This window comes from Paraburkholderia agricolaris (assembly GCF_009455635.1).
GTDB lineage: Bacteria > Pseudomonadota > Gammaproteobacteria > Burkholderiales > Burkholderiaceae > Paraburkholderia > Paraburkholderia agricolaris.
Map to the genome: position 1 here is coordinate 2,162,559 of NZ_QPER01000001.1, position 16,683 is coordinate 2,179,241.

Consider the following 16,683-nt stretch of genomic DNA (forward strand, 5'->3'; position numbering starts at 1 on the left):
GAGCTCGTTGCCACACGTTACGTTCAATCCCTCGTCAGATCGTACGCACCCTGCGCCGACGACAGTCCGCGATGCTAACGGATACAAAGTGCGGGTTATATCGGGATAAGCCCGCACACTGAAAACAGTGTGGCACCGGTCCGGATCGCGCGAAACGCTGTGCGCCGCGGCGTGCCAATTTTGGATATTGGCGGGAAAGTTGCTCGGCTATAGTCATTTCACACACGAAGAACGAACTTGACTGGAGACGAGAATGAAGAAGCGGGGTATCTGGACTGTGTGCGCGATTGCGGCGGCATTGTCATGTGTGCATATCGCTGCCGTGCAGGCGGAGGACCTCACTGTGGAGGGTGCCGAACGCGGCGCGAGCGCGGACGGCATGGTCCCGGCTTTCGCGGGCCGGCAGGCTCCCGAGGCAGGATGGAGCTACGGCAAGTATCGCGCCGATTTCTGGCGGCACAGGAGCGAGAAACCGCTTTATTCAATCGACGCGTCCAACGTGGACAAGTACGCTGACAAGCTTTCTGCGGGCCAGCTCGCCCTTATCAGGCAGAAGAAAGGTTATCGGATGGACGTCTATCCGACACACCGCGAATGCCAGTTGCCCGATTGGGTCGAGGACAATACCAGGAAAAATCTCACCGCCGCGAAAATGGATGCAACGGGCGAGTCCATCCAGACGGCGGTGTTACCGGGGATTCCCTTTCCGCAGCCAAAGACTGGCGCACAAGCGATGTGGAACTACGAGATGCGTTATCGCGGCGTCGGCATCGAGTGGCCCAAAGTGCCGACGGCCGTGTCGCCGCGCCCCGGCAGTACCGACTGGATTGTGACAACCGGCCCGCAGACGATGTTCTTTCCCTGGGGCAAGCAAGGCCAGAACACGCCTGAACAGGTTGGCGGAGTTCAAAATTCCATCTACTTCGCGTATAGCACGCCGGCCGCAATGGCGGGCCAGGGTCTGATGGGGAGTGCCTACTTTGGCAAGCCATCCGAAGCGTTCTATTACTTTCCCGGGCAGCGACGCGTGAGACGAATGCCGTCGTACGCCTACGACGCGCCGCAGATCGGCTTCGAGAACCAGTACACGGTGGACGAGGGGTGGCTTTTCAACGGGCAACTGGACCGGTTCAACTGGAAGCTCGTCGGCAAGCGGGAAATGCTGATCCCGTACAACGACTTCGGAATGTACGACTTCAACAGCAAGTTCGAAGATGTGGCGAAAAACGACGGTCTCGACGCCGCTCACCGGCGCTATGAGATGCATCGCGTCTGGGTGGTCGAGGCGACGGTCAAACCAAGCGTGCGCCACGTCGCATCGAAAAAGGTCTTTTACCTGGACGAAGATAGCTGGCTTGCATTGGTCGGCGAAGATTACGACGCACAAGGCAAACTCTGGAAAGTTCGCGAAGGCTATCCGATCCCCGTGTGGGAACTGGGCGGCTCCTGCGATATTGAACCGTTCGTGCAATATGACCTGCTGGATGGACGTTACGTGTTCGACCAGTCGCCGATAGGGGGCGGTAAGGATATTCACTGGTTCGAACAGACGACTGACGATCGCTTCAAGTCGGGCTTCTACAACGCCGAGAACCTGCGCGCCATCAGCGAGCGATAAAAAGACCGGCTATAAAACGGGCCGGCGAACTCTGGTCGCCGGACCAAGAAAAAATAAACGAACGGCGTCAGGAGAGAAATAGGGATGAAAACCACGGAAGTTGCTCTTCCAGTCCTGTTTGTATCATTAGGTATCCTTTCAATGAATGCGTACGGATACGACTTTGATACGGGATTAGGCGACCTGCACGGCTCGTGGGTGTCGAATCTGACAGCGGGTGCGGGGATTCGCGTGAAGGACCCGAGTTGTTCGCTGACGGGCGACCCCAACTCGGCCGGTTGCGGTACGGGTGCCAATACGGCGCAATGGGGCTCGGGCAGCAACGGGGATCTGAATTACCGCAAAGGACAGCCGTTCAGCACGTACGTGAGCGCTACGTCCGAACTGCTGCTAACGATGCCGGCCGAAGGCTACAAGTTCATGATCCGCGGCACGGCCCTCTATGACTTTCTCGCAACGGACACCGCGCGCACACCGCTGTCGAGCGACGCTGCCGCGCAGATTGCCCATAACGTCGAACTGCTGGATCTGTGGGGCGAGAAGGACTTCCACATCGGCGGCCAATCCGCGCACCTGCGACTCGGCAATCAGGTGATCAACTGGGGCGAGAGTATCTACGCGATGGGCGGCATCAATGCGACCAACTCGCTCGACGTGCAGAAACTGCTGGTTCCTGGGACGCAGCTCAAGCAGGCTTTGCTACCGGCGCCGATGATCAGCTTCGCGTCCGGGCTGCCGGCGGGGTTCAGCACTGAGGCATACCTCCAGTTCCAGTGGAACGGCGATCGCTTTCCGCCGTCTGGAAGCTATTGGTCATTTGCCAACAACCTGGGGCGCGGTGCCGGGCCGGCAACACTCAACACGAACAATTTCAACGTCAATGGCACGGACGCCGGCACCATCGCCGGCTCCGCAAGCGGCAACGCGAACACCATTGCGGGGATCAACAGCGGCCTCGCGGGTGGCGAGTTCGCCGGGCCGCCATACAACTCGATTGGCGTGCCGAACACTAACGTGCTGCCCGGCAACAGGCCGCAATACGGCATCAAGCTGAATTACAGAACGAAGTCCGACATCAATCTGGGTTTCTACTACGAAAATTACACTGACAAGTCACCGGTCGCGACCTCGTTGGCGAACCTGACGACGCAATTGTCGTATCTCCAGAACCGTCAGCTTTTCGGCGTAAGCGCGAATCTGCCACTCGGCAACTGGGCGATCGGCACCGAACTGTCGTATCGGCCACACGATGCCGTGGCGCTGTCCGCCTGTTTTTCACCGGGCGGCCCGCTTGATCTGAATACCAACGGCGCGCAGGGCGTCAACTGTCAGCAGTGGGCCGACCAGAAGAAATTGCAGTACGACCTGACCGGCATCCTGATGTTGACTCGTAGCGAATATCCGTTTCTGAACCTGATACGCGCGGATGCGGCCGTGCTGACACTGGAAGCCACCTGGATTTACTACCCGGGCCTGAACGCCGGCGGCATGACGCGCACCGTCGATGGCGTGCCGGTCACGCAGGTTCCCGCCGCCGGCTATTTCACCTGGCTCAACAACAATTCTGGGCTGGGTTATCCGATCGTCGCTGCGCAAGGAACGGCGAGTTCCGTCGGCGCCACGGTCGATTTCAACTGGACCTATGACGGCAGTCTGATCCCCGGATGGCAGGTCACGCCGGGTGTGACGTTTACCGATGCGCTCTATGGATATACGCCTACATTTTTCGCCAACTATATGCAGGGTGCGAAGTCGGTGAACGTCTACGTCCAGTTCAATCAGAATCCGGCCGTCTGGCAGGCCGGAATCAACTTTACGGCGTTCTTTGGCGGTCATCAGACGGTCGGACAACCGTACGCGGACCGCAATTTTGTGGGCCTTTTCGCCACGCGCAACTTTTAGGCTTTCCGTTGCGAAGGTCCTGGCGCGGCGCGCCCAGGACCTTCGCGACGTTCGAGGAATTTAAACGTGCTCAACCGTCTTGTTTTCAGGCTCGAAGCGTTGCTGTTCGGACATCGTGCGATCGCACTGGGCATTATTGGACTGTTCACGGTAGTCATGGCGGTCTTTGCCGTCCAACTGCGTATGGACGCCGGATTCGAGAAGCAGATGCCGAGCGGCCACGAATACATCGAGACGTTCGAACAGTATCGCCATGATCTGTTCGGGGCAAATCGCATCACGGTCGTCGTTAAGGCGCGTCATGGCACGATCTGGACCGCAGACGGGCTCAGGCGACTTTATGCGGTGACGCAGGCTGTTGCCTACCTGCCGAATATCGACCGGGGCGGGGTCCAATCGCTCTGGACGCCTAACGCCTTCGTCAACGAAATCACCGAGGACGGCTTTCGCGCAGATCCGCTTATTGACGGGACGATCACGCCGGCCGACCTGACGCCGCAGGTTATCGCGCGGATTCGCCGCTCGACAGACCAGGGCGGGTACTCAGGGGTACTGGTGTCGCGCGATGGAACCAGCGCGATGATTACCGCGGAGTTGAACGAACGCGACAGCCAGGGCAACACGCTCGACTATGTGAAGTTCAACCATCTGCTCGAGCAATCGATTCGCCGGCATTTCGAAGACGCCGGCTACGAGATTCAGATCATCGGTTTTGCCAAGCAGATCGGCGACATTGCCGACGGCGCATCGGGCGTGCTGGTGTTCTGTGGCGTCGCCATGATGCTGACGGCGCTCGCAGTCTATTGGTACTGCCACTCGGTGCGCTTTACGATCCTGCCGATCGCCTGCTCGTTGACCTCACTTGTCTGGCAGTTCGGCACCTTGCGCCTGCTGGGTTACGGCCTTGATCCGCTCGGCGTGCTGGTGCCGTTTCTTGTCTTCGCCATTGGGGTCTCTCACGGGATCCAGCAGATCAATTTCATCGTGCGCGGACTCTCACACGGCAAGTCCACGCTCGAGGCCGCCCGCGACAGCTTCACGGGACTCCTGATCCCCGGAACCCTCGCGCTGATCACCGCATTTGTCTCATTTGTCACGCTGCTGACAATCCCGATTCCCATGGTCCGCGAACTGGCGGTGACAGCGTCGCTCGGTGTCGGCTACAAGATCGTGACAAACCTTGTCATGCTGCCGCTCGCTGCTTCCTGCATGACATTCGAGAAGCAGTACGCGGATCGTGCGCTTGCGAAACGCGAAAGACGTTCGGCGTGGCTGCGCACGCTGGCACGGGTAGCGGAGCCGCGCAATGCGTGGCTGACGGTGAGCGTCGCGGCGTTGGTGTTCGGTGTCGCGGTCTGGCAGAGCCGCGATCGCATCGTCGGGACACTGCAGCAAGGCGCGCCCGAACTGCGCGCCGATGCGCGCTTCAATCAGGATGCCGTGGCCATCGCATCGAGTTACGACGTGGGTCTCGATTGGCTTTCGATCGTATTCCAGTCCAGCGCAAGCGGTTGCGTCGATCCTCGCGCCGGCATTCTGATCGACGATTTCTCCACCGCGATGCGCTCCGTGCCCGGCGTCGCGTCCGTGTCTTCTTATGCGGACATGCTGAAGATTTACAACGAAGGCTACAACGAGGGCAATCCCAAGATGTACGTGGTTCCCATCGATCCGGAGAACTACGGTGCATTGTCAGCCGAGATCGGCCGGGTGCGCGGCTATATGAACAAGGATTGTTCGATGATGGCGGCGCATCTGTATCTGACCGATCACAAGGCGACCACGATCAATACGGTTATCGATGCGGTCAAGCGCTATCGCCGGGATAACCCGCTGCCGGGCCTGACCATACGGCTTGCCGCGGGCAACGCCGGTGTGCTTGCGGCGACGAACGACGAGGTATCGCGCACGGAAACGCCGATGATGCTGTACGTGTATGCCGCAATCATCTGCCTCGTGTTTCTCGCGTATCGGGATTTTCGTGCGGTACTGGCGTGCTGCGTGCCGCTTTCTGTCGCCACGTTCATCGGTTACTGGTTCATGAAATCGCTACAGATCGGTCTGACCGTTGCAACCTTACCCGTGATGGTGCTGGCGGTCGGGATCGGCGTGGACTACGCGCTTTATATCTACAACCGGTTGCAGCAGCATCTCGCCAACAGCATGCCGATCGTCAAGGCGGTGGAAAGCGCCGTGCTCGAGGTTGGCATGGCCACGATCTTCACCGCGATCACGCTGGCGATCGGGGTGGCCACCTGGAGCTTTTCGGCGCTCAAGTTTCAGGCCGACATGGGCAAACTCCTCGCATTCATGTTCATCGTGAATCTCGTGATGGCGATGACCGTATTGCCGGCGCTCGCTGTCGTGCTCGAGCAGGTTTTCCCGCGTCGCAAGGCCGTCAAGGCTCCTGGTCTCGTCAGTCACTAACGAGCGCATCATGTTAAAAAATATTCGAATCATTCTGTCGGCAACGGTTCATGCGTTGTTGCTGGGGGCTGCGCTGGTCGGCTCCGTTCACGCGCAAGGCGTGGTTCCCAAGCCTGCGCGTCATTGGCCGGATGCGTCGGGCCTGATGCTGCTCGGCGCGGCACACGCTGGCGAGCGTATCGTCGCGGTCGGCGAGCAGGGTGTGGTTCTGCTCTCGGACGACGACGGGCGACACTTCCGGCAGGCCGCCAGTGTGCCGGTTGACGCCACGCTCACGGCGGTGACGTTCGTGAGCGCACGCGAGGGTTGGGCGGTTGGCCAGTGGGGGACGGTGCTGGTGACACAGGACGGCGGTGAACACTGGACGCAGCAGCGCATTGACACATCGGTCGATCAGCCGCTGTTTTCTGTGGCGTTCACTAACGACCGCGATGGCTGGGCAGTCGGGTTGTGGTCGCTGGTGCTCGCCACCCATGACGGCGGTAGGACGTGGACCCAGATGGCCTTACCCAAGCCGCCAGACGGCGGAAAAGCGGACCGCAATCTCTACAGAATCTTTGCCGCTCACGATGGCACGCTCTATATCGCGGCCGAGCAGGGCACGGTAATCAGGTCCATCGACGGCGGTATAACCTGGACCTATCTGGACACGGGTTACAAAGGCTCGCTCTGGACCGGCATTGCCATGCATGACGGCAGGCTGCTCGTCGGCGGCCTGCGCGGCAACCTGTTCCAGAGCGCGGACCGGGGCGCGACATGGTCGGTGGTTCATTCGGGCTCGGCCAACTCGATCACGGATCTGATCAAGACGCACGACGGCGTGCTCGGAGTGGGGCTGGACGGTTTCGTGATGCGTGCGCCGCCGGGCACGGCGGGATTTACCGCGATACAGCGTCCCGACCGTGCCGCGCTGACCGCGGTGCTGCTTGACAGACACAATATGCCGGTCCTGTTCTCGAAGTCCGGCGTGCTTCGCGTGAAGTAGTGGGTTTCAAAGACTACGCAGCCTGCAAACGATCAGCCAGGAAAGTCAGTCGACGCCGACAACGCCGCCCACGTTTCAGTTTCCTCCGCCACGTAGGCATTCTTTTCAGCAATGGCCTTCAGCGTGTCGGTGCCCAGCGGCAGCCGCAACGGTGGCGTCGGTGCATCGACCAGTTCGATCATGGCCGTCGCGAGCTTCTCCGGGTTGCCCGGCTGATTGTGGTTCAGGCTCGTAGCGCGACGGCGGACATTGCCCGATGTCTCGTCATAGTCGGCGATTACGTTCCCGGCGACCACAAGCGATGACGCGTCCAGGAAGTCGGTACGGAAATAACCAGGCTCCACGACCGTGGCGTGAATGCCGAGCGGCTTCAGTTCGGCGTGCAATGACTCGGTCAAGCCTTCTACGGCGAACTTGGTCGAACAATACGCGCCGAACCCGGCGACGGACCGATAGCCGCCGATCGACGACATGTTGACGACGTGTCCTGAGCGCTGCGCGCGCATCACCGGCAAAACGGCGCGCGTGATATTCAGCAAGCCGAATACGTTGGTGTCGTACATGCGGCGCACGTCGGCGTCACTGGACTCCTCGATCGCACCCAGCAAACCGAATCCGGCATTGTTGATCAGCACATCGATGCGGCCGAATCGCTCCACCGCGGCTTGAACCGCAGCTTGCGCCTGAGCTTCGTTGGTCACGTCCAGCGCCACCGGCAGGAGCGCCGGCGAGTCACCGAGGCGCTCGGCGATTGCTGCCACATTGCGGCCGGTGGCAACCACTGCGTTGCCGTCAGCGAGAGCCGCCTGAGCGATCAGGGCGCCAAGGCCGCGCGACGCACCGGTAATGAACCAGACGCGCTTGAAGCCGTTGTTTGCCGGGTTGACCATGATGTTGCTCCTACGTTTCGAGTGAAAGTGAACGAATCATAGGAGCGGCAATTGGCACAAACTAGCCATGGATTGGTAGACTGATAATCAACTTTTATTTGCTAATTCGAATGGCCATGAACGAAGTTCGCGCGATCACGATATTCGTCCGGGCCGCGGCGCTGGGAAGTCTGCGCAAGGCAGCCGTGGATCAGGGCATCTCGCCGCAGGCCGCGAGTCACGCGGTGATGCAACTGGAAAAGGAGTTGGGGGTTCGGCTGTTTCATCGAACCACCCGCAAGTTGAGCCTCACCGAGGAGGGGCAGGGTCTGCTGGACAGCGTAAAACCTGCGCTAGCCGTACTGTCGTCCGCACTCGACGACGCGCGGCGCTCGAAGGACGAGATTGCGGGGCCACTGCGGGTCAGCGCGCCAGCGGCGATGGCGCATACCGTGCTGTGGCCATATTTCATGGAATTCGCCGAATTGCACCCAAATGTGCGGCTGGATGTGCAGTTCGACGACCTCTTCACCGATCTTGTCGGTGATCGCGCCGACGTTGGTTTTCGGGGCGGCTCGCCACCCTCGGGCGGGACGATCGCGCGCCGGCTCCTGCCGATTCAACTGATCGTCTGTGCATCGCCCGCCTATATCGAGCGGCATGGCGCGCCGCGAATCATCGACGAACTCGACGCACACCGATGCACCGGCTATCGAAGGGCGAATACCGGCAAGCAGGCACCGTGGGAATTCCTGATCGGCGACGAGATCGTCTATCGTGACGTCGCGACGACCTTATGCGTCAACGACACGGACGCGGAGACCCAAGCTGTGCTGGCCGGACTTGCAATCGGTCAACTCGGCAGCTTTTCCGCCGCCGTGCCGATCAGGCAGGGCCAGCTCGTACCGCTGCTCGTCAGGCACGTCACCCAGCGTGAGGCCATCTACATCTACTATCGCCATCGAACCGAGCAGCCGCTGCGAGTGAGGACGTTCATCGACTTCATGATCGAACGCCTCGCGGGAAACACGAATTTCTACTTCGAGCCAGCCGAGCTTCGCGCCGCCCGGTGAGCAGGTTTACCGGGCACCGTTTCCCACGCCCGAGTCACGTCGACCGACCTGGCGTTTCCCGAATGAACTGCCCATTGCTGGAGAACCGGCGGATGTGTACTCGACTCTCGAGAACGCACATCGTGCTCTGGCGCAGTCGTCATATCCGAAGCTGCTTTTCACGGCAAACCCGGGGGCGCTGGTGCCACCAGCCGTCGCTGAAAGTTTTGCGAAGAAACTTGAGCACTGCAAAGTGGTTGATCTGGGCGAGCGGCTTCACCACTTGCAGGAAGATCATCCTGAAGTGATCGGCGCTACGGTCAATGAATGGCTGCTTGAACCAGGCGTCGGTGCTTTGCCAGAACAAAGGCTGACGCTATAAACACGTTCCGGATGCGTTGGCCGATTGTCCGTGCTGCATGGAATCGACAAGCGCGAGGTGGCGGCGTACCAGGGTGGTCAGGTGCGCCGCCAGCAGAGGGCTACTTGATCGACTGAATCTGCGCCTGGCTCAGCTCCCACGTGTGAGGCGGCAGTGGAATGAAGTGCACCGTGTCGAGGTAGGCCTCGTTCGTCTCCGAGGGCACGATGGTCCAGAGCAGGAACCTGCGCAGCGCGGCGGCAGTTGCGGCATCGGCTTGTTTCGTCGACACCACCGCATACTCGTAATTGACGAGTGGATAGGCACCCGATGCCGGCGCGAACACCAGGCTCAGACGTTCGTCAGGGGGCGTGCGCGGGCCGAGCGAGGCAGCGCCGGCGGTGATCGTGTCCTTGTTGGGCAGGATAAATTCGCCCGCGCCATTCTTGAGCGCCGCGGTGCCGAGTTTCGCCTCGGCGAGTTTGTCGGTGAAGCTGACGCCGACGTAACCGAGCGACCATGGCGTTGACTGCAGCGCCTGCACCATGCCGGCATTGCCCACCGCGCTCGCGCTACCCGGCACAGCGGGCCACGCGATGCTGGTGCCGTACCCCTTGTCGCTTTCCCAGGCCGGCGTCGAGAACGACAGGAACTGCGAGAACACGAAGGTATCGCCCGAGCCGTCAGCCCGATGGATCGGCACAATCGGATGATGGGGCAACGCCACGCCGGGGTTGAGCGCCGCGATCTGCGGCGCATCCCAGTTGCGAATCGCGCCGGTGTAGATCCCGGCGAGCACCGGGCCGTCCAGCTTGAGATGCGTCGTGTTGAGGCCGGGCAGATTGTAGTTGACGGTCTGCGCGGCGATAGCGAGTGGGACGTTGATGATCTGCGGGTGCTGCCTCATGTCCGCGTCGGACATATAGGCGTCGGACGCCCCGATCTGCACCTTGCCCGTCAGCGCTTGCTGGATACCGGCTTCCGAGCCGGTCGCGCCAGTGGTCACCCGAATGCCGGGGTGCGATCTGGTGTACGCATCCACCCAGGTGGTGAACAACGGGTACAGCAAGGTCGAGCCGGTTTCATTCAAGGTGAGGTCCTGCGCATTGGCCAACGCGCCTGTCATCAAGGTGAGCGTGGCAACGCACAGCGGCGCGCTGACCATGTGCCGCCAGTTCAAGCGCGGTAGCGGGTTCCTGTGTTGCTCAGTCATGCGTGTCTCCGTTGCGATACGGGGAATCCGTCGGGTGTGTGCAAGCGTCATGGCAAGGCGTCAACGCGTCTAGCGTCCAATCTCGTCAAGGCTCACGCCATTTGTTTCGATGCGGAACATCCATGTCACCACGGCGCCGAGAATCGACGTGCCCACGAGAATGTAGAGAAGCGGGCCCGTGCCGATGCTCGTGAGCAGAATCGGGAACAGGAATGCGGTTGCGACCGCACCGATCTTGCCGACCGCCGCGGCGAAACCGGCACCTGTACCGCGAATGGCGGTCGGGAACACTTCGCCCGCGAGCAGATAGGTCTGTGCGTTCGGCCCCAGGTTGGTCATGAAGTTGAACAGCATGAAGCCGGCGAAAATCACCACGGTCTTGGTGGAGCCTTCAAAACCATCGGAGAACGAAGCGACCAGCAAACCTGCCGCGCAGCCGATAAAGCCGATCACCTGCAACCAGATGCGCCCGACCTTGTCGGCGAGGATGACTGCGAAAATGATGCCGACGATCAGCAGCATCGTGATCAGGGCCGCCCCTTTGGCGGCGAGGATATCATTGAGAATCAGGTCGGTGATGCTGCGCACGTGGTCAGGCTTGCTGCCGAATGCGGCGGCGAGGATGGTGGGCGTGAAAATGCCGATCCCATAGGTGCCGAGATCCTGCAGGAACCACGGTATCGAGGCCAGAATCGTGGCGCGCAGGTTGCGCTTTGCGAACAGCGCAAAAAAACTTTGCTTGCCGCCGTGGCCGCTGGCGGCATTGTCCAGTTCGCGCGAGAGCGCGATACTGGTCGGATATTGCGGCGTACGCACCAGCAGGCGTTTCGCAGCGGCTTCCGCGCGATCCACCGCGCCGCGAATGTGCAACCAGCTCGGGCTCTCCGTGATGAAGAAACGGCCGACGGTCACCGCCAGTGCCGGGATGATGGCGGTGCCGTACATCCAGCGCCACGCGTCGAGAGTCGGGATCGTCGACAGGACCAGAAAGCCCACCGCCGTACCGCCGAGCGCGCCCAGCGCCTGAAAGCCGAATGCCGCTAGCACCAGTTTGCCGCGAGCGCTGCTGGGAATGCTTTCGGAGATGATCATATGCGCGGTCGGGTAGTCGCAGCCGAGCGCCACACCGAGTCCGAACAGGCAGATCACGAGCGAGGTGAAGTTGGTGCAAAGAACCAGCAGCACCAGAAACGCGACGAAGATGATCATCTCGACAATGAACATCCGCTTGCGGCCGAAATAGTCGGACATGCCGCCCAGCCCCACCGCGCCGACCAGGATGCCCATCAGGCTGGCGGCGCTGATAAGGCCGTTCTGTGCCGCGCCGATGCCGAACTCGCGCGAGATCAGCGGCAGCGCCACGCCGGTCATAAAGACAACGAATCCTTCAAAGAACTTTCCGGCTGCCGCGAGCGACCAGATGCGCCATTGCATGCCCGTCATCGGCACAGTCGGAAGACGGGTGCCGTCGGGCCATATCGGGCGCTCGTCAATGTACTGCTGGACCGACTTCACACTGGTGTGCCGCAAACCCTCGGAATCTGCCACATCATGCATAACTTGCTCCTGGTGGAACTGCAGCGGTAGCACAGGCAATCGAAAGCATGTCGTAAGCGGGCACGCATGTACTCGTCGCATGTACTCGTCGCATGTACTCGTATTTCGCCGCGCATCATGAGCCTCTGAGCGGCGCGCGAATCTGGACTCGAGCATCTGGCCGACGCACGGCAGGCGAGGAGGTGGGTGAGTCGACGCCGCCGGCAGCCAAACCGACATGGTGCCGCCCGTGGGTGTCGTTCGGATGACACAAACCTGTCGTAAATCATTCGGTGCAAGCTCGCGTATTGCGATCTTTTTTCGACGTTGGAGTGTCGTCGTGTTGTGTATAGCTTGCTGACAGGTTGGGTATGAGCGGATGCTGGTTACGTCCTGGGCAACGTGGATTTTCCGCGGCGTTTGCGCGGCTTCGGCTCGACGCCGATACGCGGATCGCGCGCGAGTACGAGTGCCGTCATTTTCTCCACCACGGTTTCAAACGCCGGATCGTCTTGCGGGACGTAAAGCCATTTGCCGAGCACCGGATGGGGCCGCAAAGCGGGTACTTCCTCGATGAGCGCGGCGTGCCGCTCATGCGACGTGCAGACCAGCAAACCATTCCATGGCTTGTCGCGATCGGCGGCGATCAGACACAGCAGGCCGTCGATATAAGCAGCGTCGCTGCCGAACATCCGCTTGCTGATGTAGGTTGAATCGCGCTCGAACGCGTCGAAGATCCAAAGGAGCGAGTTGCGGATGGACGAGGGCATGGGCAAAAGATCCTGGGCGATAAAAGCGTAGAAGAGCTTACACAAATTCGCCGGCCCTGGCAGCCAATGCCGAAGTCGTTCACGGATCCATTTTTAGCGTGCACGTTTCGTCTGTGCACGGCGGACCGTTTGTCACCCCTAAGCGCCTGGAAATGCTCATGCGATTCCGGGCGAACGCACGATATAGGACCCGGAAGGCAGGGCGCATGAACGGCACGCGCAGCGGTGCGACTATCCACCCTTGGCCGGCCAGCGTATAGGCGGCGATGATGCTGTCTATCCCGACGACGCATCGTCCGTCCGCAGTCCACCCGTGCAACTGACGATTGAGTGCCGCCAGGTCTACGCCGAGCGGCGCCGCATCGAAGCCGGGTTGCGCGATATCGACGAACGCGAGCCGCGCATGGCGATCCCATACGCGTAGTTTCGCCATCTCGGCGACGCATAGTGGACAATTTCCGTCGATATACAGCGTCAGCAAGGTGTTTTCCATGGCCTCTTCTCCGGTGCGCCTGTTTCAGTTATTTCTGTCAACACAGAAATTAGGCCGGGACGCATTGGCCGTCAAGCGTTATTTCTCTCTTGACAGAAATAACTGAAGAAAATAAAGTTGCCGACATGGAACTCACACCGATTGCCGAACGATTCATTCTTCACTGGGGCGAAATGGGCTCGCGCTGGGGCGTCAACCGCACCGTCGCACAGATTCATGCGCTGCTGTATCTGCTCGGCCGCCCAATCGCTGCGGACGAGATCGCCGATACGCTCGGCGTCGCCCGCTCCAATGTGAGCACGAGTCTGAAAGAACTCCAGTCTTGGCGCCTCGCCAAGGTGGTGCATGTGATGGGAGACCGTCGCGACCACTTCGAAACCTCCACGGATATCTGGGAACTGTTCAAGCTGATCGTGGAAGGGCGCAGGCAACGCGAGATCGATCCGACGCTGACCATGTTGCGGGATAGTCTGGTCAGTCAGGAGATGGCGGAGGAAAGTCGTGACACGGAAAAACGCATTCGCGAGACGCTGAAGTTTCTCGAAACGCTCACCACCTGGTCCGACGAGATGCTGCGCCTGAAGCCCGAAACGCTGATGAAAACGCTTGGTATGGGCGCGAAAATCAGTCGTACGGTAAGGCGCACGAAGGACTAACGGAATAGCACGGACGATAAGATCGTCCATTTTTTTGACCTGTTATTTCTGTTTATACAGAAATAACAGTAACGGGGAGAATTGGAATGAGGTTGTGCTCAGCGAGTCTGTTCCGCGCAGCCTCCGTTATGGAGCTCACGGTATGAACATCCTGGTCTGCGGTGCGAATGGCTTCATCGGCCGGGCGCTGTGCAGCGCATTCGCCAGCGAGGGGCATCGGGTGTTCAAAGGCGTGAGACACGCCCTGCGCGAAGACGAAGTCGCGATCGACTACACGACCGATCTTGATCCGTCTGATTGGTCATCGAAGCTACGCGCTATCGACGTCGTGATCAACGCGGTCGGCATCCTGATCGAACGCGGCGATCAGACTTTCGAGCGCATCCATCATCGCGCGCCGGTGGCACTGTTTGAAGCGGCGTCACGTGCAGGCGTGCGGCGCGTCGTTCAGATATCGGCGCTCGGCGCACAGACCGGCGAGACGGACTACTTCGCCAGTAAGCGAGCCGCCGACGAGGCTCTGCAGTCGTTGTCCGTCATGCACCACATCCTCCGGCCCGCTCTGATCTACGGGGCAACGGGTTCTTCGTCACGCTTCTTTCGTGCCATAGCGAGCCTGCCGGTTCATCCGCTGCCTGCCGGGGGGCATCAGTTGGTGCGGCCGATTCACGTCGACGAGCTGGCCGAAATCGTCGTGCGGCTCGTGACGTCCGGGGTCGCCGATCAGCCGATTCTCGACCTGGTAGGCGGCACGCAATTCGAGTACCGGGAGATGCTGGCGACCTATCGTGCATCGATGGCGCTGCCGCCGGCATGGCGCATTAGCGTGCCGGCTGCGCTGATCGATGCAGGTGCCGCGCTGCTCGACCGTGTGCCCCATTCGATGCTGACACGCGACACCTGGCGCATGCTCCGGGCAGGAAACACGGGGCCGGTCGCAGCGACAACGAAGGCGCTGGGGCGTGTGCCTGCCGGTCTCGAAACCTTCGTTGCGCCAGTCGACGCGATCGCGTCACGCCATGCAGCACTGGCGATGTGGCGTCCGGTCTTGCTGCGTGGCGCACTGGCGATCATGTGGATCTGGACGGCGCTCTGCAGCGCCTTCATCTATCCGCAAGCGGCCAGCCTGGCACTGCTCGCGCACGTGCATCTGCAGGGCGGCGCGGCGATGGCCGCGCTCTATCTGGCGGCGACGTTGGATTTTGTTTTTGGCGTCGCCACGCTCGTTCGCCCGGGGCGACGGCTTTGGGCGATGCAGATAGGGCTGATCGGTGCATATTCGATCATCATCGCCGTTGCGCTGCCCGAATTCCTGTGGCATCCGTTCGGTCCGATCCTGAAGAATGTGCCGGTCCTCGCACTGCTGCTCGTTCTCCTTAGTGAAGAAACACGGCCATGAACCTCTATCTTGCGATCAAGACTTTGCACATCATGTCGTCGGTGCTGCTGGTGGGAACCGGCTTTGGCACTGCGTTCTATCTCTTCTTTGCTAACCGGACGCGTTGTGTGCCCGCGATTGCAACCGTTTCGCGACTGGTGGTGCGGGCGGATCTCTGGTTCACCACGCCAGCGATCGTTTTTCAACCTCTGTCGGGCTTGTGGCTGGCACATGCCGCGGGCTGGTCCTGGAACGCGCCGTGGATCGTTGCGGCGATCGGACTCTATCTGCTCGCGGGCGCATGCTGGTTGCCGGTCGTATGGCTGCAACTGGCCATGGCGAGAATCGCCGCGACTGCCAATGCGAGCGGCGCCGTCGCGCTACCGCCGCAGTATTGGCGCTATGCCATGCACTGGGAGTGGCTGGGGTATCCGGCGTTCGTGGCGATGGCGGTGATTTACTACCTGATGGTTTTCAAGCCGGCTTTGTAGCCAGGATAAGACGCACACCCGTTTGCGAGGCGTGCGTCTCTTCTTTTACTTTCATTGATAGCGCACCTGAGATAACGCACCTGAGTCGTCAAATCGATTTGACCTCTCCACCGTCCATCCTCAACGTCGAACCCGTCATCCAGTGAGCCGCCGGCGACACGATGAACGCCATCAGTTCGGCGATCTCTTCGGGCGTGCCATACCGGGCGATTCCCGCTTCGGCAGGAAACCGCGCCGTGGCTTCTTCGACTGTCATGTTGTGCAGCGGCGCCCAATGTTCCAGATACGATTGCCGCCGCCCCGTCATCACCGGGCCGGGCAACACGCTGTTGACCTGTACGCCGTCGGTAATGCCCCGGTCCGAGAAAGCTTTCGCCAGCGCCACAATCGCTGCGTTGATCGTGCCCACGGCCGCGTACGGTGCCTTGGGAAACAGCGCCGAATTGCCCGACATCAGCACGACCGATCCCGAGGTTTTCTTCAACGACGGCCACGCTGCGATCGTCAGGCGCCGCGCGCCATGCAGCTTTAGCGCGAAGCCCCGGTCCCATTGATCGTCGGTCATGTCGAACACATCGATCTGCGGCACCGCGCCCGCGATATTGAGCAATGCGTCGATCTGCCCAAATGCCGCCAGTGTGTGATCGACAACCTGCTGTGCGGCCTCCGGTTCAGACAGATCGAGATCGATTGCAAGCGCTTCGGCGCCTGCCTTTTTCACCTCGTCAGCGGTCTGTGCGAGGTTCTCACGATTGCGCGCCACGAGCACGATCGACGCAAAATCCCGCGCTAACCTGATGGCGGTCGAACGGCCGATACCCTGGCTCGCGCCTGTCACGATAGCTACCTTGCTGGACATTTCCCTTCTCCTTTAGCTCGCGGATGCGCCGTTTGAGCGGCGCATCCAATGATCGGCCACGATGCTGTCTTTG

At 60.7% G+C, this 16,683-nt stretch carries 15 protein-coding genes; 9 read left to right on the forward strand and 6 right to left on the reverse strand.

Annotation, left to right across the window (positions count from 1 at the left end; translation table 11 throughout):
• Positions 1 to 253 precede the first annotated feature (253 nt).
• The 4 genes from GH665_RS09760 to GH665_RS09775 all read left to right on the forward strand — a co-directional run bounded on the left by GH665_RS09760 (position 254) and on the right by GH665_RS09775 (position 6,932).
• On the forward strand, positions 254 to 1,618 hold the full coding sequence (locus tag GH665_RS09760) for a DUF1329 domain-containing protein (RefSeq protein WP_153135686.1): 1,365 nt from the start codon (positions 254 to 256) through the stop codon (positions 1,616 to 1,618).
• Between the two features lie 84 nt (positions 1,619 to 1,702).
• Positions 1,703 to 3,520: a DUF1302 domain-containing protein gene (locus GH665_RS09765; RefSeq protein WP_153135687.1), complete on the forward strand. Its 1,818-nt coding sequence runs from the start codon at positions 1,703 to 1,705 to the stop codon at positions 3,518 to 3,520.
• A gap of 66 nt (positions 3,521 to 3,586) precedes the next feature.
• Positions 3,587 to 5,947, forward strand: a complete 2,361-nt coding sequence (locus GH665_RS09770) for an efflux RND transporter permease subunit (protein ID WP_153135688.1) — start codon at positions 3,587 to 3,589, stop codon at positions 5,945 to 5,947.
• 10 nt (positions 5,948 to 5,957) lie between these two features.
• Positions 5,958 to 6,932 (forward strand): WD40/YVTN/BNR-like repeat-containing protein, encoded by a 975-nt coding sequence (locus tag GH665_RS09775; RefSeq protein WP_153135689.1) that lies wholly within the window; start codon positions 5,958 to 5,960, stop codon positions 6,930 to 6,932.
• 32 nt (positions 6,933 to 6,964) lie between these two features.
• On the opposite strand, the gene GH665_RS09780 is transcribed toward GH665_RS09775, so the two are convergent.
• A complete protein-coding gene (locus GH665_RS09780) occupies positions 6,965 to 7,822 on the reverse strand; it encodes an oxidoreductase (RefSeq protein WP_153135690.1) in 858 nt (285 codons plus the stop codon).
• A gap of 116 nt (positions 7,823 to 7,938) precedes the next feature.
• Here GH665_RS09780 and GH665_RS09785 point away from each other — a divergent pair, with 116 nt between their 5' ends.
• Together GH665_RS09785 and GH665_RS09790 are read left to right on the forward strand one after the other, a co-directional pair.
• Positions 7,939 to 8,874: a LysR family transcriptional regulator gene (locus GH665_RS09785; protein WP_153135691.1), complete on the forward strand. Its 936-nt coding sequence runs from the start codon at positions 7,939 to 7,941 to the stop codon at positions 8,872 to 8,874.
• A 94-nt stretch (positions 8,875 to 8,968) separates the two neighbouring features.
• Positions 8,969 to 9,235 carry a hypothetical protein gene (locus GH665_RS09790; protein ID WP_246216181.1) on the forward strand — a complete coding sequence of 89 codons (267 nt, stop codon included), beginning with the start codon at positions 8,969 to 8,971 and terminating at the stop codon, positions 9,233 to 9,235.
• Between the two features lie 100 nt (positions 9,236 to 9,335).
• Here the strand turns inward: GH665_RS09790 and pstS are convergent, their stop codons facing one another.
• From pstS to GH665_RS09810, 4 genes are all read right to left on the reverse strand, one after another.
• The gene (gene pstS / locus GH665_RS09795) at positions 9,336 to 10,427 is read right to left on the reverse strand and encodes a phosphate ABC transporter substrate-binding protein PstS (RefSeq protein ID WP_246216182.1); all 1,092 of its coding nucleotides are present in this window, start codon (positions 10,425 to 10,427) and stop codon (positions 9,336 to 9,338) included.
• Positions 10,428 to 10,496: 69 nt separating this feature from the next.
• Complete coding sequence (locus tag GH665_RS09800) at positions 10,497 to 11,984, reverse strand: MFS transporter (protein ID WP_217361874.1); 1,488 nt, start codon at positions 11,982 to 11,984, stop codon at positions 10,497 to 10,499.
• Between the two features lie 365 nt (positions 11,985 to 12,349).
• Positions 12,350 to 12,733 (reverse strand): hypothetical protein, encoded by a 384-nt coding sequence (locus GH665_RS09805; RefSeq protein ID WP_153135692.1) that lies wholly within the window; start codon positions 12,731 to 12,733, stop codon positions 12,350 to 12,352.
• A 79-nt stretch (positions 12,734 to 12,812) separates the two neighbouring features.
• The gene (locus GH665_RS09810) at positions 12,813 to 13,226 is read right to left on the reverse strand and encodes a thiol-disulfide oxidoreductase DCC family protein (RefSeq protein WP_153135693.1); all 414 of its coding nucleotides are present in this window, start codon (positions 13,224 to 13,226) and stop codon (positions 12,813 to 12,815) included.
• Positions 13,227 to 13,351: 125 nt separating this feature from the next.
• Here GH665_RS09810 and GH665_RS09815 point away from each other — a divergent pair, with 125 nt between their 5' ends.
• From GH665_RS09815 to GH665_RS09825, 3 genes are all read left to right on the forward strand, one after another.
• Positions 13,352 to 13,882: a GbsR/MarR family transcriptional regulator gene (locus tag GH665_RS09815; protein WP_153135694.1), complete on the forward strand. Its 531-nt coding sequence runs from the start codon at positions 13,352 to 13,354 to the stop codon at positions 13,880 to 13,882.
• A gap of 142 nt (positions 13,883 to 14,024) precedes the next feature.
• Complete coding sequence (locus tag GH665_RS09820; RefSeq protein WP_153135695.1) at positions 14,025 to 15,281, forward strand: SDR family oxidoreductase; 1,257 nt, start codon at positions 14,025 to 14,027, stop codon at positions 15,279 to 15,281.
• Positions 15,278 to 15,751 carry a DUF2269 family protein gene (locus tag GH665_RS09825; RefSeq protein WP_153135696.1) on the forward strand — a complete coding sequence of 158 codons (474 nt, stop codon included), beginning with the start codon at positions 15,278 to 15,280 and terminating at the stop codon, positions 15,749 to 15,751. Before GH665_RS09820 ends, GH665_RS09825 begins: the two co-directional genes overlap by 4 nt.
• 88 nt (positions 15,752 to 15,839) lie before the next feature.
• On the opposite strand, the gene GH665_RS09830 is transcribed toward GH665_RS09825, so the two are convergent.
• Positions 15,840 to 16,610: an SDR family oxidoreductase gene (locus GH665_RS09830; protein WP_153135697.1), complete on the reverse strand. Its 771-nt coding sequence runs from the start codon at positions 16,608 to 16,610 to the stop codon at positions 15,840 to 15,842.
• Positions 16,611 to 16,683 lie beyond the last annotated feature (73 nt).